Origin of the sequence: Marinobacter sp. THAF197a (assembly GCF_009363275.1) — a bacterium.
Classification (GTDB): domain Bacteria; phylum Pseudomonadota; class Gammaproteobacteria; order Pseudomonadales; family Oleiphilaceae; genus Marinobacter.
This window is the reverse complement of the sequence record NZ_CP045324.1, coordinates 130,618-153,650: the sequence shown is the minus strand read 5'-3', so window position 1 is coordinate 153,650 and position 23,033 is coordinate 130,618. Positions and strand designations below refer to the sequence as shown.

The window sequence follows — 23,033 nt, the reverse complement described above, 5'->3', positions numbered from 1 at the left end:
CTTCCAAATCCCGGAACCGACGTTCGCATGCGCTCACCGGCCCCCGGACAGTCGTTGCGGCACCTTGTCGGAACTCCGCACGGAGAGCGCCTCTGCGGCGGCCTCCAGATTGTTCATGTCCACCAGATATCGCTCGCAGCCCTCCAGCCAACCCGACAAACGGCTGAAACCATGGGCATCCAGAGGCACGCCACCTTCGGCACAGCAACTGGCAATCAGGTGGATCAGGGCTTCATTAACCGCAAGGTTCTGGATACCGTTCGCCTCGGGCAGAGACTCTTCCGTCGGCACCAGCAGCGCTCGTACCAAGCCTGAGTGTTGGCTTGTGGCCGCCTTAGCAACCTCAACACCTTCACCCTCAGCCCGGTGCAGCAACGGCAGACTTAGACTCTCAACCTGATAGTCCTCCGCGGCGTTCAGTATTGCTCCCCGGCCATAGCGGCCCTGCCAGCGGTCGGCCAGGGCCAGCGTCAGGGTATCTCTGAGATCCAGCCGGCAATGGCTGATCATAAACAGGGGGTGATCCGAGTCCTGCCGGGAGACCAGTCCGGCGTCCACTGCAATGTCATGGTGTTTAGCCGCATGGGCAGCCAGGCAATCGGCCAGCGCTTGGGCAACGCCGGAGAGCGGCAGCCGGGAGCGGACCACCTGGCCATCAAGAATCAGAGTAAAACCCGGGATATCCCGAACAATTTCCAATCTGGGCATGGAGTCTCTACCCGCCTCATCATGAACAGCCATCGGCTCGAACAAGTGTTCAATCCGGTTAACCAGGGGGGCACTGTCGGTGTAGAACCGCGCCCGGAAACGACCACAGGACAACGCCATCGACATCATTGCCGAGGTTTCCGGCACGGGTGGCTGAGCCTCCACCGGGGCAGAGTTTGAGGTGGCTTGTTCTGACTGGATCAGGAACCGGTTGTTCACCCAGTCCGCCAGGGTATTCCAGACATCATTGCGAATCGCCCACGAGTCAGGAGCCGAGGGCATGGTCTTGAGCGCAGACTCCACCAGCGCCGAGGCAATGTCATCGGGCCCGGCACCCTCGGTGGCCATCAACCAGATCAGCGACGCGGTCTCATTCAGGCTGCTCAGGTGGCCCAGGCGGGTGTCGTAGAGGTAAACCTGGTCTTCGCTGAAGGTTTCCTCTACTACCCAGCGTTCAAGGCGGGGTTGCTTCAGGGGCCGGTCAGAAAGGGCCTGGGCGACCACCCAGTCGGACAACCTCGGCAGGGCCATGAATGGCAGGTACGCCGATGGGGCTGATCCCGGTATCAGGTTCCTGAAACCGCCGCTGTTCGCCAGTTCGGTCTGGGTTTCACGGACCAGTTGCTCCACCATCGAACCGCTGGACTCTTCATGCGTGGGGCGATTGAGGCCGAGCATTTCGACCATGTCGGCAACAATGGATCCCTTGATGCGTTCCTCGATGTCACCGCCACTCTCCGGGCCGGCACACACCTCCAGGGAAGGGCTGAGGTTGCATTCAAGGATCCAGGGCTTGATGTCCGCATCGATCAGACAATCAATGCCCATTAGTTCATAGCAGCCACGGGTATCAGCACCGATCACCCGGGAACGCTCTCGCATGGGCTCCAGGGCCGCCAGGCAGGTCAGGGCGACCATGTCCTCGATTTTGGCAAACAGGGCCTCATCGTCGTGCCCCTGCTCCCGGAGCCAGGCCCGGTAACGTTCGAAATCCACGAATTCCACGGGCACGTCGGCATCCAGATTCAGCGCATTCACATCCGGATTGGTAAGGTAGCTGTAGGGGTTATTCGCGTTTTCCTCGTCGTAAGGCATGGACGCCAGCTTGGCGAAACCCTGGCGATACAGGTAAACACGAAAGGGCGAGACCGAAGAAACAAGCACATACAGCCGCAGGACATATTTCCGGCCGTGCATGGTGTGGGGATTTTCCAGGTACTCCTGAACCATCCAGGAGGATTCCATGGGCACGTCAGCCGGATCACCTACCAGCTGAATGCCCTTGCCGCGGGCGGCGTTCTTCGGCTTGATCAACCAGCGCTTGTCCGGATTATCCAGCGCCGCCTGCTGGAAGGCATGGTAGTCCTCAGGCATCGAGAACACCCTGGGCACGAACGCCAGGCGGTCGGTCAGGTGTTTGCCGGCCTTTTGCTGCCGCTCAACGCGGTCGCGCAAGTCCATCAGGCTGCGGTAAAGGCGGCTTTTCACCGTGAGGGCATTGTTGCCGGGGATGTGGTTAATTTTCCGCTCCGGCCCCACCTGACTGAAGAAATCTGGATCAGGCATACCCGTATACCAGCAGGCATCCCAGTTTTCAGGACCTTCAGCCTTTTGCCACAGAGATTTATCGAGGGACTCCTCGAAGAAGCGGTCCTGTTCATAGGACCGGTTGCCGCCCATCCAGTATTGACGATCATGCCGAGTCATCTTGTCGTGCTCTCCGTTCCGGTTGTCCATTGCCCGTCGTCGTCAGGGCACTGATTTCTCGCGTTTCACGGATACCGACACATGAGATCTACAACTGTTACAACGAAGCGAGCATTTTCTTTGGACCTGAGGATGCGGCCGCGCTGATATCATTCGCCGGGAGAATTCGGCACACTTTCGGTCCGGAACCGGTCTCAGCGAAACAGCGCTAAAAGGAGAAACAACCAGTCAATGAGTTTCAGAATTGCTGTAATCACCGTAGTTCTGGCCGCCCTTGCGAGCGCCTGGTGGCTGTTGCAAAGCCTGGGTATGCCGGCGGATCTCTCGCCAGACACACTGGCGGAATGGTTGGGCAGCCAGGGCGCCACAGGGCCGCTCCTGCTGATGCTGTTGATGGTGATTGCTGTGGTGGTGGGGCCCATTCCCACCTTACCCGTAAGCGCAACAGCAGGGCTTGCCTTCGGTCTCCTCTGGGGTACGGCGATCGCCGCGACCGGCGCACTGTTGGGGGCCCTGTCGGCCTTCTGGATTGCCCGGTGCCTTGGCCGGGAAGCCATCTGCAACCGATTCCCGGACAATCCGGTACTGGCCAGAGACGGCTCTCAGCGTTTTCTGACCATTGCGGTGTTCCTGACCCGACTGATTCCCGTGTTCTCATTCGCCCTCATCAGTTACGCCGCCGGCGTCACTGCCATACAGGCCTGGCGCTTCGCCATCGCGACCCTGGTCGGCATGCTGCCGATGACGGTCGTGTTCGCCGGCCTGGGAAACACGTTCAAACTGAACCCGGTTCTAACTGTACTGGCCGGCGTCGCTATTCTCATCGTCATGATATGGTTGCCCTGGTCGATCAGCCGGCATCCCGGCTCAAGACTGGCCCGTTGGCTACAACTGAATCAATAACAACAAAGGATGCTGTCATGCGTCACCCTGAAAAAGCGGATCTCATGCCGTGGTTCGCCCGCGCATTGTCCAGCGCACCCAGGTATTCCCTGCAACACATTGTTCAGAGCGCGCGTGCCAGGATCAGGGGCGAGCAGGATCTGGCGCGGGTGTTCATAAACCCTCGCGATCCTTTTGGCCTTCCCCTTTTGCAGGCCCTCATCCACCTTCAGAACCACTACCGGGTGCGCTTCCGGATTCACACGGTATGGCGGCTGGATGATGACATGTTTCCGGAGCCGGCACTCTGGAGCGCCTGGGCCCAGCACGATGCAACCAGGCTTGCCAGACTCTATGACTTCACGCCCCCCAACCGGCCAACGCCGCCATCTGAAGCCGAACTGACCTCAGCCACGGCACGCCTGCGGGCTGCCGAGAAAACCCCGGAAGCGCTGGCTGCCGCCCTGACTATATTCGACGAGCTCTGGCACTCAACAACCGGTGACGCACCGGCTGCAAGGCCCAATAAAGCAGTGTTATCCGAAAATGAAACCATGCTCCGACGGCTGGGGCACTATCAGGGCAGTATGGTCTGGTACCTGGGCGACTGGTTCTGGGGTGTGGATCGGTTGGACCATCTCGAACGAAGCTCCATCCGGCAGGGGCTGAACCGACATGCCGCCGACACTCTCACATTCACCCGTACCTGGATAGCCCTGACCCGTGACGCCACTGCGCTTCCCAGCGGCCACCCAGCCGCCGCGACGTCTCTGGAGGTGTTTTTCTCGATACGGAGCCCTTATTCGTATCTTGGCCTGGAGCGCGCCATTCAGCTGGCCGATGCCTGGAAGATCCCGCTCCGGCTGCGACCGGTTTTGCCAATGCTGATGCGCGGGCAATCCGTACCCGACGCCAAGAAATGGTATATCTTTCACGACACCAAACGGGAAGCCAACAAGCTAGGTATTCCGTACGGCTTCGTTGCCGACCCACTCGGGCCAGGAGTTGAACGATGCTATGCCCTGTTCGAGTACGCCCATTCCCTTGGCCGTGAAATCGACTACATGCGCACCTACGCCCGGGCCGTCAATGCCGAAGGTATCCGTTCGGAAACCGATGCAGGACTTAAACTGATTGTTGAACGGGCAGGTCTGGACTGGCACAAGGCCAGAACCCTCTTGGACGACGAAAGCTGGCGAGACTGGGCGGAAGGCAACCGCCAGGCCATGTATGAATGCGGCCTTTGGGGCGTTCCCAGTTTCCGCTACGGCCAGGTAAGTTGTTGGGGCCAGGACCGGCTCTGGGTTATCGAAGAGGCCATCAAAAAAAGGGTGGAGACCAGCTCCACCCAAGGGGTTTACGACCCGACCAACAATGAAGAGCTCACATCAAGTCAACGCAGTAATTAAGGTAAATTGGTTCAAACACGCCAGAGGACAGTAATTTGCCAGCTTGTGCAGATTGCGGCCCCTGGTTCGGTGACGGGTAACGGTAGTTCAAATAGCCAGGCTCATAGATGCCCGGCTGAACCATCGTGCCCGTCCTCAGGATGCTGAACGGCTCGCCTGTATCGGACGATTGATAGTGGTAGTTGACATAACCAGGCTCAGTTTCAGCAACCGAGGCGAGAACAGCGTCAGACCAAATAAAAGAAAACACAATCAATGATGCGACTTTCATATCGACCTCCGACGGCACTTGCCGTTTTGTGTCTTGCCGAACACTGACCCTCCTGCCAGCCGAATGTTACATCAACAGATAGATCCAGAAACCCGCCATGAGAATCGCCGTCTGACGCAAACGCCTGCCCCGGGTCCAGTCGCTGACGCCGCGGACCATACAGAGGCCTGTTACCTGGGCGGTGTAACCAATCACCGCGGCAATGGCGTTATGCGCAACTCACATTCGTGAAAGTCGAACGTCACAGGCTTCAAGTTTCACGGCAGTAGATGCCATCAATAAGCGACAGCAGAATTGCCTTACTTCGAGGAAGGTTCGTTACAGGGTCTTCAGCAGCCACCAGGTTTCCATCCAGCCGCATACTGATGTAGCCGTGAATCATTGACCAGATTGCAATTGCATGGGTTTCAATGTCCACATAGCGGTTTACCTGGCCTTGCCGCAGCAGTGAGAGCAGGGTTGAATACACACGCTCCATTTCCCGGGCTAATGCTGGATCGTCATGATCGACTAACTGACGTTGCCAGATTAGTTGATAGCGATTTGGGGAATGAAGAGCAAATTGGAAGCAGGTTTCAGCGAATACCTGTATGGACTGTTCGGGTTCATCAACCGTATCAGCTACCGCCTCTGCTATTAAATCAGCCAGGTCGGTAAAGATCATGGCGGCTATGGCAGTCAGCATGGCGCGCCTGGAGGGAAAATGATTGGCTGGCGCTGAATGAGCGACGCCGGCATTACGTGCTACAGCACGAATTGTGACACCTCCAACTCCCTCACTATCTAACAGAATGACTCCTTCACGAAGCAGTTCCATCCGTAGGTCACCATGCTTTTGCCCCACCATACGTTTCTGTTTCACTTTCAAATTGACACCGTCCATATATCAACATAAATTGACAACGTCAATTTTAGCGGCAGTGCGCATTTGTAGCGAGGAATCTAATGAATTCAAGCGACATTTTTTGGCCTGTTCTAGCCCAGATTTTTCTGACCCTTACTATGTTCATTATGCTTGGGGTCAGGAAGGCCAGAGCAGTAAAGACCGGTAAGGTAAATCGCCATCAGGCGGCACTGGATAATCGGGTATGGCCCGAGGAGGTGGTCAAGGTCTCTAACAACATTGCGAACCAGTTTGAAGCGCCGGTGTTGTTCTACGTACTCTGTCTGGTTACATACAGCATCAATGCGGCAGGTACAGTGGCCATCGCCCTAGCATGGCTGTTTGCACTGAGTCGCTACGCTCATGCCTACGTGCATGTAGGCTCCAATTATGTACCCTTGCGATTGCGGCTGTTTCTGTTTGGATGCGTGGTATTGTTGGTCATGCTCATCTTGGTGGCCTGGAATCTGGCTACGGGCGTCGTTGATCCGTACTGAGGATAGTCGCGCACAGCTCACGTATCTGGTCGGCTTTACCGTCGAACAGGTGCTGCACGTGATCAGCAGTGTCCAGTGCCTCGAAGGTGGCAACCGCTTTATCTCTTAGTCATATCGAATTCTGAAACCGGCTGATAAGGATTTCCAATGACCTGCAACGTGTCCTTCGAGAGAAAACCCGCCGTAGTCGCCGCTCTTGCCGGCGGCTGGGTGGCGGATGCGGCCGGCCTCGGTTTGCACTGGCTGTATGACAGCCAGCGAATCCATGAGGTGGGCGGCCAGTCGCCGGAATTCCTGCCGCCGAAGGCGGACTATTTCAAAGGCGGATTCGGGTACTTTGCGCACGAAGGCAAACAGTCCGGCGATATCAGCCACTACGGGGCGGCCACCGGGGTACTGATCGACAGCCTTCTGGCTAGTGAAGGCAAGCTGGATATCCGCGATTACCAGCGTCGTTTCCGGGCGTTTTTCGGACCTGGTGGCCACTGGCGGGGTTATATCGACAACCCCACCCGGGTCACTCTGAACAATCTGAACACCATCGAACAGAATGCCATTGAACGGGCGCAATCGGGCACCACTGCCGAACTGACCGAAAAGCAGAAACGGATACTGGTGCAGAAAGTTTTGCCCTACACCCGACGCCTGAGCGGCGACCAATTGGCTGACCCTGTTCGAAAGGCCATCAGCCTTACCTATCAGGACCCTAAGATACAGGAAGCAGGCATTTACCTCGCTAAAACCATCGATCAGCACCTGCTACCGGAAAGCGGCGCCGACGATATGCAACTGCCTGCAGTGTCCAAGCTACCACCACTGGTAGCCTGCTATTCTGGCAGCAACGAGCTGATGGAGGTCACCGAATCTGCCGTACGGGTGACCAATCACAACGACGAGGCCGTTGCCTGGGCCAAGTGCACAGCAAGACTTCTCGAGAGCCTTTATCAGGGCAAACCAATGTCAGACGCTATGGACTCCGCCATGGCCGAAGCGCCGGATCCTGACAACCTCCGCAAGGCACGCTCTGGTGAACGCCTGGATGCAGTAACTGCCGGCGAATCTTTCGGCCGCACCTGCTACCTGCACGAAGCCATGCCGGTGATCTTTCATATCCTGAGCCACTCCGTAAGCTATACAGAAGCGATTCGTGCCAACATCCACTGCGGCGGCGACTCCTGCGGCCGGGCATGGATCATCGGTCCTGCCATGGCCGCCGTTCATGGTGTCGGGGGCGAACAGGGCATCCCCCTGAGCTGGCTGACGCGCCTGACAGACGGCTCGGATATCCTCGGAAAACTCGAGTCGCTGGTAGGCGGCAAATGGCCAGAAAACGAACCACAGAAACGGGCGCCCACTTGCCCGATGCAGTGAGAGCGCCTACCAGTTCTCGCCGAACGGGCGGATGTCCAGCTCATGGGTCCAGCCGGGGGCGTCCTGCTGGCGCAGTTGGGGCTGCGCTGCTTTGGCGGCGGCAACCAAGCCCTGCAGATTGATCCGCCAGTTGGCCTCGAAGTGTTCAAGGCTGACCACCTGATAGCCCTCGCTGCAGAAGCGTCTCACGAACGCCTCACCATTGCCCGAACCGACACCCAGCACTGCGCAAAGTTTGTTTATGGTTTACCTCCTTTCAGTGAGAAATCTTTATTCAGTGAAGGGCAGATTGCTACGCATCAGAGATAACGAGAAGCACCCGCCTCATTCGCGTCAAAACCTCTCCCGGGCAAAAAGGGCTGGAAATTTTATGTCAATATGGTTGACAACAACCAAGATCCCACTCTATTTTGTCCACCTGGTTGACATACATTAATCTGGGGAGGATCAACATGAACCAGACTCTCGTTCGCACAGCGCTGAAGCTTAATGCAGCTTTTTCGGGTATTTCCGGACTTTTCCTGCTTTTCCTGCCAGATCTCGCAGGCCAATTGATTGGCATCATCGCGCCCATGGCCTTTCAAGCAGTGGGGTTGGGATTGCTGATTTTTTCTGTGGATCTATCGCATCAATCCACTCGGGATCGGATCGCCGGTTGGCGGGTGCTCTACGCCAGCGTCGGGGATTTCATCTGGGTCCTGGGTTCCATCCTGGGCGTGACTCTCTGGGGCTCACACCTCCCTCCCCAGGGAATCTTTACGATACTTGCCGTTGCTGCAGTTGTGCTTTGCTTTGGACTCGCCCAGATGGCTGGTTTGAAAAAAATGTACTTCCTGCCAAAGGACCGTTGTTTTAGCCACTCACTCAGGTACCAGTCCGGCTCAGATGCAGACAGCCTCTGGCACATTGTCGGAAATCTGGGTGCGGTCGCCCAGTATGCTCCGAATCTGGCTTCCTCGCGGATTGAAGACATTCACGATGGTGACCTCCCATTGCGGGCCTGTGAAGATACCCGAGGCAACCAATGGCGGGAGCGCTGTACCGAGTATGACGAATACCGCAGATGCTATGAGGTTGAATTCCTGACCGAAGAGCCAGGCTTTCCTTACCCGGCGACCTGGATGGTTGGGGGCTGGCGGGTTGAACAGATCCCGGACGGGTCCGAAGTGGTCGTCTGGTGGAAGCTACATCCGAAACCCAAGTGGTTGGCGCCGGTGATCATGGCAATGCTGGCCTTCGGCGTCGACAGAACATTTCCTAGTGTGATCACAAACATGGAAACACAGGCGCTTTCACGGGATTCTGGAGAACTCGCAGACTCTGAAGATCAGGCAACAGCTTGACCAGCGCTGGGGCTGCAACTAGTGGTCGCTCACGACACCGTTGTTAAAGCCTGAGGCGATTGTTTAGGAGGGGCTACAATGAGTGGGGAAGAAATTGACAGGCTGGGATCCAACTGCGATAACTGACAACCAGCCTTCGTGCGATCAGAGAGTTCCAAGAGTGCCGGCTAGCGCATCCAGTTCTCGCACCAGATCCTTGAGGCTTTTCTTGCCGACGCTCTTGTTCAGCTCACGATCCATCTCTGCAAGGATCTGTCGAACCTCGGACATCAACCTCTCGCCCTTCAGCGTAAACTCAATGGGTTTGAGCTTACCCGGTCCGGCCCCCTGGACAAGATAACCGGCTTCGCTCAACTCCTTCACGGTCTTTGCCACCATCTGGCGTGAAATATCGAGCCTTCGGGCAATGTCAGAACCAAAGTTCACCCCGCAGTCCAGGGCACCCAGAAACCCAAGCAAGGAAGCGGATACATCCGCATAGCCTCGATCACGAAGCCGGGCGGCTGCAACTTCAGAGATCCTGTCTTTCACCATGCCCGAGGTCTGCACCAGGGTGAGGGTGTCGCTTTCGGCAAGTGGTGTGCCCCGCTCAGTAAAACTAACCGTCATAATTCTGTGCCATGGCTGTATTTGAAAAATCGTAGAAAGCCGTGGCAATAGTGTACTGCATCTTCCTCCCGATAGTAGGCAAGCGCTGGAATGAGGCCAGTTTCTTGCAAGAATTGCTGACACTCAACCACCAGTTAACTCATATAGCTAGATCAACAGAGCCAAACCCTGTTTGAAACTCCTGCTGAACTGTAACAAGTAGTCACTCTCGAGTGTCTGTAGATCAGGCGCAGAGATCTCCTCATCAAAAGGAGGCTCGCACCTATCACCAAACAACGAGAGGATTTGAGCCATGAGAAAGTTCACTGTTTTGATGACAGCGATTGTCCTGACAGCATCCGCCAGCGTCTCAATGGCAATGAATGGCCAGGCTGATCGCTTTAACGAAGCTCGCAGCTATCCGGACAAAACCGTTGAGGTAGCGCCACGCGCGGATTCACAATCCAAGTAAACAGAATTTGGCCGCTGTCCTTCGGGTATAGCGGCCAATCAATTTTCGATTTCTCTATCGGCGAATCTCTGGAAAGTTCTCAGGCGTGTTCAGGCTCCAGTCGTATTCGATGTAGCTCAGCCCGGCCGCGCTTTTAACACGCTCGGACACCTCAGGCGTCGCCCACTCCAGAATGAATGCCCGGATTGACCCGGAAGCCTCCTGAAAATCCTCCTCGTACCACTTGAACAGCTCACTCACATACAAACGCCCGGATTCAACCCGGAGCTGGCGCTCGGTGCTCAATGCCCGCCGGGTATTCTCGGCCAGCAGTTGCTCCAGGTTCGCTGAGGTATAGATCTCTGCTCTTAAAGGCGGACAACCCACAGAGGCGCAGTTGACGGCGAAATGCACCCTTGCGTCTTTCCAGCCGCGAGCCTTAAATTCATCACCCAAAAGAATCCCTTTCTCAATCTCGTCCAGGCTGTATGCCTGGCCAGCCACCGTAAAATGGGCGCGGCCGAAGACATTTTTGACAAACGGATTGATTCGGCCGCCGTAATCCCACACCGAAGACACCAGCTGGCCATTCGGCCGCTCGGTCAGAATCTGGTCGATCATGAAAAAGTTATAGGCGTTGATCCAGAAAGCCACGGCTTGCGCCTGTGTTTCAAGCTGGTTCAGATCAAAGGACGCCAAACGGCTCCGCTGTCGTTCAAGACGCGCCAGCGTCTTGTTATCGGCCAGAGCCGATTCATAATCAAAGGCGGAGACCAGACCATTTCCCGGCAGCGTGTGCTCAATAAGATGATCGGTGACAAGCTGCTGGAACGGCTCGTAAGGGGAGGTGTCCGCCAGCACACTGGCCGACAGGAACCCTAGCACGATCAACCCGCGCGACAGGGTTTTGCTGAAAATCGAGAAATAACCGGTCATAACAACTCCATTCATGGTGTCTAAATAGGATATATCGACACACTTCAGGGCGAGTTGTTACGGCAAGACGGTGATTGGCCGGCAAGCAGCCGGCCAATCACTGCCGGACATCAGGCCTTTTTCCATTCAAACTTTTTGAACGGCTCATCGACCGGTGTTTTCGCAATGTGATTGATGTAGTTACTCAGGGTTTTCTGAGACAACGTCATAATCACTTCCAGAACATGCCGGTTATCGTAACCTGCCTCGAAAAACGCGTTTAGGTCGCTTTCACTCAGGTTACCCTGCTTGCGCATGACCGCCAGGGTGAAATCACGCAGCGCTTCCAGTTTGTCGTTCGGAAGCGGGGTCTCGTCACGCAGGGCATTGGTGATGTCGTCAGACACTTCCATCATCTTCGCGATCCCGGTATGAGCGGGAACACAGTAGTGGCAAGCGTTCTCAACGTTGATGGTCTGCCAGACCACGGTTTTTTCATCGTTGGTGAAACTGCTGTCCAGTACCAGCTGATGCAGTTTCTGGTAGGCCTCAAGCACTTGCGGCGATTCAGCCATGACCGCATGCAGGCCGGGAATCATACCGAAGTTCTTTTGGGAATTTTCCAGGAACGGCTTGGCGCCCTCTGGAGCGGACTGAATATCATGCAGTTTGAAATCTGCCATTGCGGGACTCCAATCAAGTTTATGAATGATCGCTCAACAATTAAAGCCTATCTGTTTCTGAGCAGTCACTCAAGTTATAATTGAGCGAACATTCAAAGCTCACACGAAGGCGGTGTTGTTATGCCAAGACCTCCAAGCTATGACCGGGATACAGCCCTGTCCAAAGCCGTCAGTCTGTTCTGGCTCAAGGGCTATCACGGCAGCTCGATGAAGCAGATCGAACAGGCGCTGGATATGCGCCCCGGCAGCATTTACGCTACGTTTGGCAGTAAAGATGGCCTGTTTTCTGAAGCGCTGGCCAATTACGCAGAGCAGGGCGGAGCCGACCTTTCGGAACACATGGCGAGTTATGACAGCATCGTTGAAGGGTTGCAGGCGTACCTGCGGAAAATCGCCGGCAGTTGCGCGGACGTTGACTGCGCCCCCGCGCGCGCCTGCCTGATTGTGAAAACCCTGCTGGAGGCCAGCAACACCAACCAGGCATTGTATTCTCAGGCCCAGAGTGTGCTTGCCGCCATTGAAACGTCCTTTGCCGAGCTGCTGGAAAGTGCAAAAAATCAGGGAGAGATTGCCGCCAAGACCGATTGCCGGCGGCTGGCCAGACTGATTCAAAGCCAGATTATGGGCTTACGCTCCATGGCTGAGCGTAACCTGTCCGCCGCCGAGCTGGAGCAGCTCGGCGACGACATGGCGGCGATTCTGGAAGCTTATAAGGCACAGAACTGAACAACAGCCTGGCGTCTGCCACCAAGGTGAAGCTCCCCTACCCAGCTCAACCGGTTCCTAGCGCACGGGGCCGTTCAACTGGTCCAGAAATGCCGCTGGCAGGGCGTCGATCACCGGCCTGGCGTCACCGACCAGTTCCGGATTGGGGTGTTCCGGTTCCCGGCTCAGGGTCACCGGCGATTCTGACCAGTGCAAAAGCTCCAGCTTGCCGTCGTCCCGCTCAACCAGCGCGGTGCAATGCTCCACCCAATCCCCATCGTTGCAGTAGAGGCCATCTTCACTGCGAAGAAAGCCTGCCGAGTGGATGTGGCCGCAGATAAAACCGTGGTAATGACCTTTCTCTGCAGCCGTCAGCGCCGCCAGCTCGAATCGCCGGATAAAGGTTCTGGCCTTACCGATCCGGCTTTTGATCCAGGCCGCCAGCGACCAGTAAGGCTTGCCCTGAAGCCGACGCAGGGCGTTGAACCAGCGGTTTAGCCGCAGCAGCAGGCCGTGGGCGCGGTCCCCCACCAGCAGCATCAGCGGGCTGCAGCGCACCACCTGGTCAAACTGGTCACCGTGGCAAACCAGAAACTGACGACCGTCTTCGGTGGTGTGCACTGCCTTGTATTGCAGCTCGATGCCGGAGAAAGTCTGACCGCAGAAGCGCCGGAAAAACTCGTCGTGATTACCAGGAATATAAACCACCCGGGTGCCCGTGGCGGCGAGTTCCAGCAGCTTGTGGATAACCTGCCGATGACTGTCCGGGAAATGGGCCCGGCGCTGCATGGCGATAAGGTCGATAATGTCGCCTACCAGGTACAGAGTCTGGCAGTGAACGTTGTTGAGGAAATCCAGCAGGTAGTCGGCCTGGCAATCGGCCGTTCCCAGATGAACATCGGAAATGAATACGCTGCGATACGCTCGCATGGTGCCTCCCGTGGTGTCAGGCCTGCCTTCGGTTTCCTGTAACAACCTTGACAAGCTCCGGTGACACCCGGGTGACAATGGCAAGTCAGTTTTATGAAGCCGGGCGCTAAACCATCAGCCCGGCAACCGACGGCATTAACGCAGGTCTGGATTCAGGGTGTAGGTGCCGGTCACCCGGGCACTGGCCAGCACGTGCCCGGCCATGGCCTGGCGAACATCGTTGCCGTCAAATTCACCCTCCAGCCCCAGGCTTTCCACATCCAGCGCGTGCACTTCAAAATGGTAGTGGTGGATGATTTCATCGTTCCAGGGCGGGCAGGGGCCGTCATACCCGGCGTAAGTGCCCGCCATGTCCGGGTTGCCGGCAAGGAACTGGGTGTAATTATTCACACCTCGAACACCAATCGGTCCCGGCCCATGGTCCTTGCCCTTGGGCAACACGCCGTCACTGTCTTCACCTTCCGGGATGCGGCCGATATTGGCGGGAATGTCTGTCAGCAACCAGTGGAAGAAATCCACCCTGGGCAGGTCGGCGGGCACGGTTTTGCCTTCCTGATTCACATCATCGGCTACGCTGGGCACATCCGGGTCGAACATCATCACCACGAAACTCTTCGTACCCTCCGGTGCCCCAGACCAGACCAACTCGGGGTTTCGGTTGGGGCCAAAGCTCATGTGGTCCTGCTCGCTGAAAACCCCAAAGGCAAACTTCTCTGGAATGGGTTGTCCCTCTTCTACACCACGAACCTCTAGTTTCACGATCGTCTCTCCTGTCGAGCGGCTTTTGATTGATTCAGCCATCGCCGAGTAATACGGGACCGGCCGGTGTTCCGGTTTTATCAACCACGTCAGGTCTTTGTCCAGATTAGCAAACTGGCGGCAGAAAACACTTCATCTACGCTCAGGTGTATCCCAAAGCAGCCGCCAGGCAACACTTCTGTCCAATTGTCATCCCGGGCCGTCAACGTTAGTATAACGGCGTTAGCAGCCTACCTTTTGTGTTAATGGGTCAGACTGATCAGAGCAGACAGCCAAGCGTTTTCCCGCGAGAGCGCTTGGCTCTCATCTTCTGAAGGTCTGACTGTTATGGAAAACCTGCATCACATTGTTGTCGTCGGCGGTGGCGCCGGAGGCCTGGAACTGGTCACCAGCCTCGGCAACAAACTCGGCAAGAAAAACAAGGCTCGCATCTCCCTGGTCGACGCCGGCCTGACCCACGTCTGGAAACCTCTGCTGCACGAAGTGGCCTCCGGCTCCCTGGACGCCAGTGCCAACGAAATCAATTACCGGGCCCACGCACGGAAACATCATTATGAATTTCAGCTGGGGCGCATGAACGGCCTTGATCGGGCGGCCAAGGAAATCATCATCGCGCCGTTCCTGGATGAAGAAGGCCACGAGGTGGTGCCTGAGCGTCGGATTCAGTACGACACCCTGGTGATCGCCGTGGGCAGTACAGCCAACGATTTCGGCACACCAGGCGCCCAGGAACACTGCCTGTTTCTCGACAGCCTCAGGCAAGCACGGCGATTCCATAACCTGATGCTCAACGCCTTCCTGCGCAAGAACCACGAGGCCAATCAGGGCAAACCCCATACTCTGAACATCAGCATCATCGGTGCTGGCGCCACGGGCGTAGAGCTGGCTGCCGAGCTGCGACTGGCATCCAGGGAATTGCCGGTCTACGGCATGAACCACCTGCAGTCCTCGGATGTTTCCATCAGCGTGATCGAAGCGGCAGACCGGATTTTGCCGGCCCTGCCCGGGCGCCTGTCAGCGGCAGCCACCCGTGAACTGGAACGCCAGAAGGTGAAAGTACTGACCGGGCAGCCAGTCAGCGAAGTGCGCGAAAACAGCCTGGTCATGAAAGATGGCACCGAATTGCCATCTGAAATGACCATCTGGGCCGCGGGCATCAAGGCTCCCCCGTTTCTGGCGGAACTCGGCGGCCTGGAAACCAATCGCAGCAATCAGCTGTTGGTGAAGCAAACCCTCGCAACCACACGAGATACCGACGTCTTTGCCTTCGGTGATTGCGCAGCCTGCCCGCAGCCCGATTCCGACCATCCCGTGCCACCACGGGCCCAAGCCGCCCATCAGCAGGCCGATGCCCTGTTCAAAACCCTGTGCAACCGCCTGGAGGGCAAAGACCCTGTACCCTTTGTCTACAATGACCATGGCTCACTGATCAATTTCAGCCGTTACACCACGGTCGGCAACCTGATGGGCAACCTGTCGGGTCGCAGCATGTACATCGAAGGGAAGGTGGCCAGGCTGTTCTATGTGTCCCTGTACCGGATGCATCAGGTTGCCCTGCACGGGTTCCTGCGCACGGGCATTATCTGGCTGATGGACAAGATCAGCCGAGCGATGCATCCTCGCCTGAAGTTGCATTGAGCGAACAGCTGCTTAGCGTGTGAGACTGGAGCGGGCGATGGGAATCGAACCCACGTCGTAGGCTTGGGAAGCCTCTGCTCTACCATTGAGCTACGCCCGCCTGCATAATGATTGCCACAGCAATATAGGCCTGGACCAGCGTCCGGGCAAGTCCCTTTGGTCAGGAGTCTGATGGATCCCACGTTTACTCTGATTGGCGCCTTGATGCTTGTGTTCAGCATCGTTCTCAGCCCGCTTTCAAGCAGGGTCGGCATGCCGGTGCTGCTGGTTTTTCTGGCTGTCGGCATGATGATGGGCGAAGACGGACCGGGCGGCATCCAGTTCAATAACTTTGAGCTGGCTTTTCTTATCGCCAATCTTTCACTGGCCGTTATCCTGCTGGATGGCGGAATGCGCACCCGGGTAGAAACCTTCCGGGTAGGTCTGCGGCCAGCCCTGGTACTTGCCACCCTTGGTGTTGCCCTGACCGCGGGTGGCGCGGCTATCGTGGCATGGTGGGTATTCGATTTGCACTGGATGATGGCTTTGTTGATCGGGGCCATTATTTCCTCAACCGATGCGGCCGCTGTCTTTTCTCTGCTGCAGGGCCGGGGCCTGCACCTGAACGAGCGGGTCAGTGCCACCCTTGAGATCGAATCTGGCAGTAACGACCCGATGGCCATTTTCCTCACCCTGATGCTGGTGACCTTGATTGGCCAACATGAGCAGGGGTCCATTCTCTCGGGCCTGATCATGCTGGTTCAACAGTTCGGCATCGGCGCAGCAGCCGGCGTTCTGGGTGGCTTTCTGGTGGTGGAACTGGCCAATCGGATGCGCCTGACCCCCGCGCTGTACCCCCTGCTGGTGGGTGCGGCCGGCATTTCGGTGTTTTCTGCCACCAACGCTGTCGGTGGCAGCGGATTCCTCGCCATTTACCTGTGCGGTGTGGTGATTGGAAACCGCCATGTCCGGATGATGCCGATGATTCTTCAGGTGCACGACGGCATGGCCTGGCTGGCGCAGCTCTGTCTATTCCTGATGCTCGGGCTGCTGGTGAGCCCATCAGACCTGATCCCCCTGGCAGGCGCCGGTTTGGTGCTGGCCCTGGCGCTTATCTTTGTTATTCGGCCATTAACCGTGCTGATCACGCTCTGGCCATTCGGCTTCAACCGGCGGGAGCTGGGCTTTATCAGCTGGGTGGGCCTGCGAGGCGCGGTGCCCATTGTTTTGGCGTTGTTCCCAATCATCGCGGATCTGCCGGATGCGCAACTGGTGTTCCATGCAGCGTTCTTTATCGTTCTGGTGTCGCTGATTGTGCAGGGCACCACCATGGCCCCTCTCGCCCGCAAATTGCGGCTTGAAGTTCCCGCTGGCGAAGATCCCTACCGTCGGCTACCACTGGATGCGCCCGCCGCTGGCGACCATGAGCTGATGCTGTTTCCACTCCGGGGCAAGGGCTGGGACAAGCCCAGAGCCCTTGGCCAGCTGCGCCTGCCGGAAAACACCGCCGTGGCCGGGGTGTTTCGCGACCGCAAGTGCCTCCAGCCCACCAAGGATCTCGAAGTGACCGCCGGCGATATGTTGGCCATGTTCGCCACGCCGTCGGTTCTGCCCGATCTCGGCAAGGCACTGAGCGGGCGGCAAGCTCCGAAACACCTGGCAGAGCGAGCCTTCTTCGGCGACTTCGTGCTGAACGGAGATGCCCTGCTCGGCGATGTGGAACAGGTCTATGGTATCGAGTTCGACGAGTTGCCTCCGGAGCTGTCGCTGGCCGAGTGTTTCGCCAAGCGCACCAAGGGGCATCCAGTGGTTGGCGACACCGTCATATTGGGGCCAGTCACGCTCGTGGCCCGGGCCACCGAAGCCGACCGGGTAACCAAGGTTGGCCTGAAAATGGATGCGTGACGCCCGTCCGGTTCGTGCAGGAAAACCAAAAACCGTAACAAAACCCCTTATCAATCCTCTTGCTGGCTATGTTATAAACACACGTGAACAAAGTTTAACCATTCAACGACCTGTGCCAGCATCATGATCTTCAGAGTTTTTCTATCACTAATGCTTGTCGTATTGCCCGCCATGGCCAGTAGCTCCGAGTTGCTGGCCCGGGCTGATACCCGCATGGCCATGCCCGGCAGCGAACCAACGCTGGAAGAGCACCTGAACATCACCAAGGTTCTGGTGCGCAAAAGTGAGCGCAGGCTTTATCTGTTGAGCGGTGAGCACAAGGTTCGCAGCTATCGGATTTCACTGGGAGGCAATCCGGTAGGACACAAGCTGTATGAGGGTGACAAGCGAACGCCAGAAGGGGATTACATTCTCGATTGGCGCAACGCGAACAGCGATTTCTACAAGTCCATCCATATCTCCTACCCGAACGCCCGTGACCGGGAGCTGGCCGAAGCCTGGGGGCTTAATCCCGGCGGCAGCATTATGATCCACGGACTGCCCAACGAAGCGGGTGACCTGGCTTTCGCCTACACGGGACTGGACTGGACCGAAGGTTGTATCGCGGTCACCAATGAAGAGATGGATGAGATCTGGGCACTGGTCGATAACGGCACCCCCATTCGGATTCTTCCCTGACCGCAGAACCCACCCCGTTCATGACGGGAGTATTAAGTTGTTGTCATAGCCTAAGAAAATTTACGTATCCTTAGTTAACATTTTGTCTCTGAGTGTTTTACACTGTTTGACGACTCCGGTAGTCAACGCCTATCGGGCTTAGCTGACAGGAAGTCGTCTTAATGACTTCTGGATCACAGGAAATAAAACGACCAATAAGGGGATTTACCATGCGTAAACTGACGATCGCCGGGTTTGCAATGGCCGCTGCTCTGACTGCAGGTTGTGCCACCACTGAGCAGGGCGCTATCGACGAAGCCAATGCAACTGCAAGCTCCGCCGAGCAAACTGCTAACAACGCTCTGAACACTGCTAACAGCGCTGCAAGCTCCGCTCGCACTGCTCAGCAGACTGCTGAAGAAGCCCTGGCTGCTGCCCGTGCTGCTCAGAAGTCCGCTGACGAAGCGAACGAGCGCGCCAAGCGCATGCTCGAGCGTGCCAGCCAGAAGTAAGGCTGCCGTTTAGCAAAAAAGGCCGGTTCAACCGGCCTTTTTTGTGCTCGTTTGAAAACCTGAATATTACTGCTTCAGCTTATCCGGCCCTTTATTGCCCGACTGATTATCCAAAAAGTTCTTGATCATATCCATCGGCAGCGGGAACACGATGGTGGAGGAGTTATTGTTGCTCATGTCCGCCAGTGTCTGCAGGTAACGTAACTGCATGGCTCCGGAGTTGGCCGACATGACTTCTGCAGCCTCTACCAGCTTCTTGGATGCCTGCAATTCACCCTCGGCGTGAATGATCTTGGCGCGACGCTCGCGCTCTGCCTCTGCCTGGCGGGCAATCGCACGAATCATCGACTCATTCAGGTCAACGTGTTTGATTTCCACGTTGGCAACCTTGATACCCCAATCTTCGGTCTGGGAATCAATGATTTCCTGAATATCCGAATTCAGCTTGTCTCGTTCAGACAACATTTCGTCCAGATCGTGTTTGCCGAGCACAGAGCGCAAGGTTGTTTGCGCCAACTGGCTGGTAGCAGCGCCATAGTCTTCGACCCGGATAATCGCTTTCTCGGGGTCAACCACGCGGAAATACAACACTGCATTTACTCTGACCGTCACGTTGTCTTTGGAAATAACATCCTGGCTTGGGACATCCAGGGTGATCACCCGAAGATCCACCCGGACAATTTGCTGAATCCCGGGGATGACGATGATCAGGCCGGGGCCTTTGACACCCTGAAAGCGACCCAGGAAAAACACCACACCGCGCTCGTATTCCGGCAGGATCTTGATGGCGGAACCGAGAATCAGAAGCAGCACCACAGTCGGTGCAATATAGGGAATAATGTCACCCAGGTTCATACGGCCTCCTTGATTTGCCGTTGGTTAGTACGAATTGCTCGTTCAATGACCTTGATCAGAATCAGGCCTGGCTTCAACCAGAAGGGTCAGCCCCTCCATACCGTTTACCTGCACCTGCGTGCCCTTGGTGATCTGATGCGGACAACGGGCATTCCAGCGCTCCCCACTGACTCGGACATGGCCCTTGTACCCGTCATAAGAGGATTCAAAGTCGTCCAGTGCCACGCCTTTTTCCTCAGCCATGTGTTCGCTGCCACTGACCGGCGTACGGCGTCGCAAACCAATGAAGCGGGTAACCGTCCAGAGAATAAACCCTCCCGCCACAACAGCCGTGCCGCCAACGGTGGGCAATGAGATATCCGTGTGGCTGCCATCCATCAGAATCACCGAACCCGTGACAAAGGCGACTATGCCACCGACACCCAGAATGCCGAAACTAGGCATGAAGGCTTCCCCCACGATGAACGCCAGCCCCAACAGAATCAAGGCAAGGCCGGCATAATTCACCGACAACACCTGAAAGGCGAAAAGGGCAAGCACCAGACAGATAGCACCGATCACCCCGGGGAACACGGCACCGGGATTCGACAGCTCAAAGATGATGCCGTAAAAACCGATAATCATCAGGAAGTAGGCGACGTTCGGATCGGTGATCACCGACAGTAACCGGGTTCGCCAATCCGGTTCTGAACGGACCAGTTCCAGGTTTGCCGTTGCCAGCTCCCGTTCACCCGTGGCCATCTGCACCGTGCGACCGTCAATGGCCTCCAGCAATTCGCGGAGGTTGGGCGCCACCACATCGATCACATTCAGTTCCAGCGCCTCGGTTGCGCCGAGGTTGACGGCTTCGCGAACGGCCTCTTCCGCCCAATCGGCATTCCGACCATGACGCTCGGCCAGGCCACGAATATAACTGACGGCATCCTCCAGAACCTTACGCTCCATGGCGGTGTCGCCCCGGCGTTTCTGCGGTTCGGCAGCCGAGTCGTCGGCACTGGTCTCTGAAGCTTCGTCGTCCCCGGCGGGCTGCTCCGGTTCCTGCTCTGGCGAGCCTGGCAGGCCTCCCATCTGAACCGGCGTTGCCGAACCCAGGTTGGTGGCGGGCGCCATAGCCGCAATATGACTGCCATAGAGGATGAAGGTGCCGGCACTGGCGGCGCGGGCGCCCTGGGGTGACACGTAGGTTGCCACCGGCACCTCGGAGGCGAGGATGGTTTTGATGATTTCCCGCATGGAATCCATCAGGCCACCCGGCGTATCCATTTCCAGAATGACCAGGCCAGCATTATCCTGCTCGGCCCGCCTGATGCCACGGGTGACATAATCCATGGTAGCCGGGCCGATAGCACCCTCGACCGTCAATACCAGCGCGGTTCTCGGCGTGTCCTGCTGGGCAATCGCCTGCCAGGAAGCCCCGATCAGTCCCAGCAGCCCTCCCACGAAAAAAATCAGGGACCAGAAGGGCAAACGAAGGTTCTGACGTTGCATCGGGTTTGGCTTCATGGCGATCTCCCAGGCAGAGTGATCAGAATATTCGGGCCAGTACGGACTCCGGCAGTCGCCTCAGTATGAAACCAATGGGCGTCCAGGGCCAACCTGGCACGAAACGTTCGGCCTTGCCGGACTCAATGGCACGGACCATGGCCCGGCATCCGGTCTTCGCGTCCACAATGAAAGGCGTGTTCTTGACCTTTTCGTTGATTTCAGTCCGGATATACCCCGGATAGAGCGTGGTCACGCGAATGGGAGACCGGCGCTTTTTCAGTTCGACACGCAAACCCTCGCAAAGTGCCGCCAATCCGGCCTTGGTCGCCGCATAGGTGGTGACGTTGCCAGGCATCCCCCGAACGGCCGTTACCGATGATACGGCAACCAGATGACCATGGTTCTGTGCCCGGAATATTTCCATGGCGGCTTCTATCTGGGCCAGGGCGGCAACAAAATTGGTTTCTGCGGTCTGCCGGTTGGCATCAAAACGCCCGGTGCCCAGCGGCTGCCCTTTACCGATGCCAGCATTGACGATGACCCTGTCGAGCTGACCAAACTCCTCCCGGAAAGCCTGAAAAACCTCGGCCACCTGTGCGTGATCATTCACATCCAGGGCCCGCACACTGATCTTCACTCCCGGATAGGTGCCCTCCAGCTCGGCCCGGAGCTGGTCCAGCCGCTCGGTACGACGGGCACACAGGGCAAGGTGATCACCCCGGGCAGCAAACTCCCGGGCCATGCCTTCACCCAGTCCGGAACTGGCTCCGGTAATCAGTATAGTACGACTCATGAATACTCCTGCCGTTTGGTTTTTATTGGTTGCGGCGCCGGGGTCAAAAGTACAGCTTTTGCTCCGGCTCTGCAGGCTCTTCCGGATTGCTTTCCGTCGGCCCCTTATCAGAAGCCACCCGGGTCAGTCGCTCACCGACCATGGTGGGAATGCCATCGGCCTGATCCACCACCAGCTCGATGGACCGGCGCTGGACTTCCACGTCTGGGTGTTGCTGGCGGAAGGCTTCGAGTTTTTCCAGTGTTACGCGCCACAGCTGTTCCCGATCCTCGGGCGAGTAATCTTCATGGGGCCGGTGCACTTCAAGCCACACCTCGCCGCCAGACAAGCCTAGCTTGACAGGTTCGCGAATAATCTGGACCGACGTGCCTTTCTGAACCTGATAGACAAACCGGGAAATGTCTTCGTTATACATGCGGAAACAGCCGGCACTGACCGGCAAGCCGATACCGAAACGCTTGTTGGTTCCGTGAATCAGATAGCCTTTCTCGCTCAGCATCAGAGCATGAGTGCCAAGCGGATTGTCCGGGCCGGGCGGGATCATACGCGGCAGATACTCTCCACGGGCTTCATAGGATGCCCGGATACTGGCCGGCGGATACCACGCAGGCGATTCCAGAGGCATGGTTACCTCGGCGTCGGTCAGCGGTGACGGATTCTCTTCACGCCCAATGCCCACCGGATACACCTGAACGCCATCGTTGGTGAAATAATAGAGCCGATACTCGGCCAGGTTAATCACGATGCCTTCCCGGCGTGCATCGGGCAGCACGTACATACGCGGCAGAGTAATGGTCGTGCCGTCTCCCGGTAACCAGGGGTCAACACCCGGATTGGCCTTGACCAGCTCCAGATACCCCAGAGCCTCATCATGGCCAATAGCAGCAAAGGTATCCTCATAGCGGGTCGTGAACACCTGCAGCTCCCCCGCCAGATCGCCGTTAAGAGCGAACGTTGGTACCCGGGGCGAACGATCGTTTTGAACCGTTGCAGTGTCTGACGGCTTTTGGTTCGGCGCAGCATTAACAGCTGACGCCAGGGACATCAGGCACACCAGAACGGCGACACATTTTTTCAACCACATATCAACCAGTTCCCATAAACATT

General features: G+C 57.0%; 24 protein-coding genes and 1 tRNA gene. 11 read left to right on the top strand and 14 right to left on the bottom strand.

What is annotated here, in order from left to right:
- Positions 1-33: 33 nt before the first annotated feature.
- Entirely contained in the window at positions 34-2,415 is a 2,382-nt protein-coding gene (locus tag FIV08_RS00665; RefSeq protein ID WP_152437009.1) for an amylase, read from the bottom strand.
- Between the two features lie 231 nt (positions 2,416-2,646).
- Between FIV08_RS00665 and FIV08_RS00660 the strand changes: the two genes are divergently transcribed.
- A complete protein-coding gene (locus FIV08_RS00660; RefSeq protein WP_152437008.1) occupies positions 2,647-3,318 on the top strand; it encodes a TVP38/TMEM64 family protein in 672 nt (223 codons plus the stop codon).
- A 17-nt stretch (positions 3,319-3,335) separates the two neighbouring features.
- Positions 3,336-4,706, top strand: a complete 1,371-nt coding sequence (locus FIV08_RS00655) for a DsbA family protein (RefSeq protein ID WP_152437007.1) — start codon at positions 3,336-3,338, stop codon at positions 4,704-4,706.
- Here FIV08_RS00655 and FIV08_RS00650 read toward each other — a convergent pair.
- Together FIV08_RS00650 and FIV08_RS00645 are read right to left on the bottom strand one after the other, a co-directional pair.
- The gene (locus FIV08_RS00650) at positions 4,681-4,977 is read right to left on the bottom strand and encodes a hypothetical protein (RefSeq protein WP_152437006.1); all 297 of its coding nucleotides are present in this window, start codon (positions 4,975-4,977) and stop codon (positions 4,681-4,683) included. The two genes, FIV08_RS00655 and FIV08_RS00650, sit on opposite strands and share 26 nt — an antisense overlap.
- A gap of 250 nt (positions 4,978-5,227) precedes the next feature.
- Complete coding sequence (locus FIV08_RS00645; protein WP_228715568.1) at positions 5,228-5,839, bottom strand: TetR/AcrR family transcriptional regulator; 612 nt, start codon at positions 5,837-5,839, stop codon at positions 5,228-5,230.
- Positions 5,840-5,922: 83 nt separating this feature from the next.
- Between FIV08_RS00645 and FIV08_RS00640 the strand changes: the two genes are divergently transcribed.
- Both FIV08_RS00640 and FIV08_RS00635 read left to right on the top strand, forming a co-directional pair.
- Entirely contained in the window at positions 5,923-6,357 is a 435-nt protein-coding gene (locus FIV08_RS00640) for an MAPEG family protein (RefSeq protein WP_152437004.1), read from the top strand.
- 147 nt (positions 6,358-6,504) lie between these two features.
- The gene (locus FIV08_RS00635; RefSeq protein WP_152437003.1) at positions 6,505-7,728 is read left to right on the top strand and encodes an ADP-ribosylglycohydrolase family protein; all 1,224 of its coding nucleotides are present in this window, start codon (positions 6,505-6,507) and stop codon (positions 7,726-7,728) included.
- Positions 7,729-7,734: 6 nt separating this feature from the next.
- On the opposite strand, the gene FIV08_RS00630 is transcribed toward FIV08_RS00635, so the two are convergent.
- Positions 7,735-7,917, bottom strand: coding sequence for a hypothetical protein (locus FIV08_RS00630; protein WP_228715463.1), 183 nt, complete (start codon positions 7,915-7,917; stop codon positions 7,735-7,737).
- A gap of 263 nt (positions 7,918-8,180) precedes the next feature.
- Here FIV08_RS00630 and FIV08_RS00625 point away from each other — a divergent pair, with 263 nt between their 5' ends.
- A complete protein-coding gene (locus FIV08_RS00625) occupies positions 8,181-9,071 on the top strand; it encodes an SRPBCC family protein (protein ID WP_152437001.1) in 891 nt (296 codons plus the stop codon).
- Between the two features lie 144 nt (positions 9,072-9,215).
- Here FIV08_RS00625 and FIV08_RS00620 read toward each other — a convergent pair whose 3' ends face one another.
- A complete protein-coding gene (locus FIV08_RS00620; RefSeq protein ID WP_216646162.1) occupies positions 9,216-9,680 on the bottom strand; it encodes a MarR family winged helix-turn-helix transcriptional regulator in 465 nt (154 codons plus the stop codon).
- A 292-nt stretch (positions 9,681-9,972) separates the two neighbouring features.
- Between FIV08_RS00620 and FIV08_RS19655 the strand changes: the two genes are divergently transcribed.
- The gene (locus FIV08_RS19655) at positions 9,973-10,131 is read left to right on the top strand and encodes a hypothetical protein (RefSeq protein ID WP_172972229.1); all 159 of its coding nucleotides are present in this window, start codon (positions 9,973-9,975) and stop codon (positions 10,129-10,131) included.
- A 54-nt stretch (positions 10,132-10,185) separates the two neighbouring features.
- On the opposite strand, the gene FIV08_RS00615 is transcribed toward FIV08_RS19655, so the two are convergent.
- On the bottom strand, positions 10,186-11,046 hold the full coding sequence (locus FIV08_RS00615; RefSeq protein ID WP_152437000.1) for a DUF547 domain-containing protein: 861 nt from the start codon (positions 11,044-11,046) through the stop codon (positions 10,186-10,188).
- A gap of 110 nt (positions 11,047-11,156) precedes the next feature.
- The gene (locus FIV08_RS00610; protein WP_152436999.1) at positions 11,157-11,708 is read right to left on the bottom strand and encodes a carboxymuconolactone decarboxylase family protein; all 552 of its coding nucleotides are present in this window, start codon (positions 11,706-11,708) and stop codon (positions 11,157-11,159) included.
- Between the two features lie 120 nt (positions 11,709-11,828).
- On the opposite strand from FIV08_RS00610, the gene FIV08_RS00605 reads away from it, so the two are divergent.
- Positions 11,829-12,434 carry a TetR/AcrR family transcriptional regulator gene (locus FIV08_RS00605; RefSeq protein ID WP_152436998.1) on the top strand — a complete coding sequence of 202 codons (606 nt, stop codon included), beginning with the start codon at positions 11,829-11,831 and terminating at the stop codon, positions 12,432-12,434.
- A gap of 57 nt (positions 12,435-12,491) precedes the next feature.
- Here FIV08_RS00605 and FIV08_RS00600 read toward each other — a convergent pair whose 3' ends face one another.
- Positions 12,492-13,343, bottom strand: coding sequence for a UDP-2,3-diacylglucosamine diphosphatase (locus tag FIV08_RS00600; protein ID WP_152436997.1), 852 nt, complete (start codon positions 13,341-13,343; stop codon positions 12,492-12,494).
- 135 nt (positions 13,344-13,478) lie between these two features.
- Positions 13,479-14,102 (bottom strand): YbhB/YbcL family Raf kinase inhibitor-like protein, encoded by a 624-nt coding sequence (locus FIV08_RS00595; protein ID WP_061331327.1) that lies wholly within the window; start codon positions 14,100-14,102, stop codon positions 13,479-13,481.
- A gap of 327 nt (positions 14,103-14,429) precedes the next feature.
- Here FIV08_RS00595 and FIV08_RS00590 point away from each other — a divergent pair, with 327 nt between their 5' ends.
- Positions 14,430-15,740: an NAD(P)/FAD-dependent oxidoreductase gene (locus FIV08_RS00590; RefSeq protein ID WP_152436996.1), complete on the top strand. Its 1,311-nt coding sequence runs from the start codon at positions 14,430-14,432 to the stop codon at positions 15,738-15,740.
- Between the two features lie 26 nt (positions 15,741-15,766).
- Here FIV08_RS00590 and FIV08_RS00585 read toward each other — a convergent pair.
- A tRNA-Gly gene (locus tag FIV08_RS00585) sits at positions 15,767-15,840 on the bottom strand.
- Positions 15,841-15,911: 71 nt separating this feature from the next.
- On the opposite strand from FIV08_RS00585, the gene FIV08_RS00580 reads away from it, so the two are divergent.
- The 3 genes from FIV08_RS00580 to FIV08_RS00570 all read left to right on the top strand — a co-directional run bounded on the left by FIV08_RS00580 (position 15,912) and on the right by FIV08_RS00570 (position 18,793).
- On the top strand, positions 15,912-17,624 hold the full coding sequence (locus FIV08_RS00580; protein WP_061331330.1) for a potassium/proton antiporter: 1,713 nt from the start codon (positions 15,912-15,914) through the stop codon (positions 17,622-17,624).
- 123 nt (positions 17,625-17,747) lie between these two features.
- Positions 17,748-18,302: a L,D-transpeptidase family protein gene (locus FIV08_RS00575; RefSeq protein ID WP_106694189.1), complete on the top strand. Its 555-nt coding sequence runs from the start codon at positions 17,748-17,750 to the stop codon at positions 18,300-18,302.
- 209 nt (positions 18,303-18,511) lie between these two features.
- A complete protein-coding gene (locus FIV08_RS00570; protein WP_061331332.1) occupies positions 18,512-18,793 on the top strand; it encodes an Lpp/OprI family alanine-zipper lipoprotein in 282 nt (93 codons plus the stop codon).
- 66 nt (positions 18,794-18,859) lie between these two features.
- Here FIV08_RS00570 and FIV08_RS00565 read toward each other — a convergent pair whose 3' ends face one another.
- From FIV08_RS00565 to FIV08_RS00550, 4 genes are read right to left on the bottom strand one after another with little or no spacing between them, the layout of a single operon-like run.
- Positions 18,860-19,648, bottom strand: a complete 789-nt coding sequence (locus FIV08_RS00565; RefSeq protein ID WP_152436995.1) for a slipin family protein — start codon at positions 19,646-19,648, stop codon at positions 18,860-18,862.
- Between the two features lie 42 nt (positions 19,649-19,690).
- Positions 19,691-21,151 carry an NfeD family protein gene (locus FIV08_RS00560; protein WP_152436994.1) on the bottom strand — a complete coding sequence of 487 codons (1,461 nt, stop codon included), beginning with the start codon at positions 21,149-21,151 and terminating at the stop codon, positions 19,691-19,693.
- 22 nt (positions 21,152-21,173) lie between these two features.
- Positions 21,174-21,926 (bottom strand): SDR family oxidoreductase, encoded by a 753-nt coding sequence (locus FIV08_RS00555; RefSeq protein WP_152436993.1) that lies wholly within the window; start codon positions 21,924-21,926, stop codon positions 21,174-21,176.
- A 43-nt stretch (positions 21,927-21,969) separates the two neighbouring features.
- On the bottom strand, positions 21,970-23,010 hold the full coding sequence (locus FIV08_RS00550; protein WP_416376902.1) for a L,D-transpeptidase family protein: 1,041 nt from the start codon (positions 23,008-23,010) through the stop codon (positions 21,970-21,972).
- Between the last annotated feature and the right edge of the window lie 23 nt (positions 23,011-23,033).

What these genes read in the sequence shown, in the direction of transcription:
- FIV08_RS00665 (WP_152437009.1), bottom strand. Translation starts at nt 2,415, where the DNA reads ATGACTCGGCATGATCGTCAATACTGGATGGGCGGCAACCGGTCCTAT.
- FIV08_RS00570 (WP_061331332.1), top strand. Translation starts at nt 18,512, where the DNA reads ATGCGTAAACTGACGATCGCCGGGTTTGCAATGGCCGCTGCTCTGACT.
- FIV08_RS00580 (WP_061331330.1), top strand. Translation starts at nt 15,912, where the DNA reads ATGGATCCCACGTTTACTCTGATTGGCGCCTTGATGCTTGTGTTCAGC.
- FIV08_RS00640 (WP_152437004.1), top strand. Translation starts at nt 5,923, where the DNA reads ATGAATTCAAGCGACATTTTTTGGCCTGTTCTAGCCCAGATTTTTCTG.
- FIV08_RS00620 (WP_216646162.1), bottom strand. Translation starts at nt 9,680, where the DNA reads ATGACGGTTAGTTTTACTGAGCGGGGCACACCACTTGCCGAAAGCGAC.
- FIV08_RS00575 (WP_106694189.1), top strand. Translation starts at nt 17,748, where the DNA reads ATGATCTTCAGAGTTTTTCTATCACTAATGCTTGTCGTATTGCCCGCC.
- FIV08_RS00560 (WP_152436994.1), bottom strand. Translation starts at nt 21,151, where the DNA reads ATGAAGCCAAACCCGATGCAACGTCAGAACCTTCGTTTGCCCTTCTGG.
- FIV08_RS00600 (WP_152436997.1), bottom strand. Translation starts at nt 13,343, where the DNA reads ATGCGAGCGTATCGCAGCGTATTCATTTCCGATGTTCATCTGGGAACG.
- FIV08_RS00555 (WP_152436993.1), bottom strand. Translation starts at nt 21,926, where the DNA reads ATGAGTCGTACTATACTGATTACCGGAGCCAGTTCCGGACTGGGTGAA.
- FIV08_RS00610 (WP_152436999.1), bottom strand. Translation starts at nt 11,708, where the DNA reads ATGGCAGATTTCAAACTGCATGATATTCAGTCCGCTCCAGAGGGCGCC.
- FIV08_RS00625 (WP_152437001.1), top strand. Translation starts at nt 8,181, where the DNA reads ATGAACCAGACTCTCGTTCGCACAGCGCTGAAGCTTAATGCAGCTTTT.
- FIV08_RS00550 (WP_416376902.1), bottom strand. Translation starts at nt 23,010, where the DNA reads ATGTGGTTGAAAAAATGTGTCGCCGTTCTGGTGTGCCTGATGTCCCTG.
- FIV08_RS00565 (WP_152436995.1), bottom strand. Translation starts at nt 19,648, where the DNA reads ATGAACCTGGGTGACATTATTCCCTATATTGCACCGACTGTGGTGCTG.
- FIV08_RS00655 (WP_152437007.1), top strand. Translation starts at nt 3,336, where the DNA reads ATGCGTCACCCTGAAAAAGCGGATCTCATGCCGTGGTTCGCCCGCGCA.
- FIV08_RS00650 (WP_152437006.1), bottom strand. Translation starts at nt 4,977, where the DNA reads ATGAAAGTCGCATCATTGATTGTGTTTTCTTTTATTTGGTCTGACGCT.
- FIV08_RS00635 (WP_152437003.1), top strand. Translation starts at nt 6,505, where the DNA reads ATGACCTGCAACGTGTCCTTCGAGAGAAAACCCGCCGTAGTCGCCGCT.
- FIV08_RS00605 (WP_152436998.1), top strand. Translation starts at nt 11,829, where the DNA reads ATGCCAAGACCTCCAAGCTATGACCGGGATACAGCCCTGTCCAAAGCC.
- FIV08_RS19655 (WP_172972229.1), top strand. Translation starts at nt 9,973, where the DNA reads ATGAGAAAGTTCACTGTTTTGATGACAGCGATTGTCCTGACAGCATCC.
- FIV08_RS00615 (WP_152437000.1), bottom strand. Translation starts at nt 11,046, where the DNA reads ATGACCGGTTATTTCTCGATTTTCAGCAAAACCCTGTCGCGCGGGTTG.
- FIV08_RS00590 (WP_152436996.1), top strand. Translation starts at nt 14,430, where the DNA reads ATGGAAAACCTGCATCACATTGTTGTCGTCGGCGGTGGCGCCGGAGGC.
- FIV08_RS00660 (WP_152437008.1), top strand. Translation starts at nt 2,647, where the DNA reads ATGAGTTTCAGAATTGCTGTAATCACCGTAGTTCTGGCCGCCCTTGCG.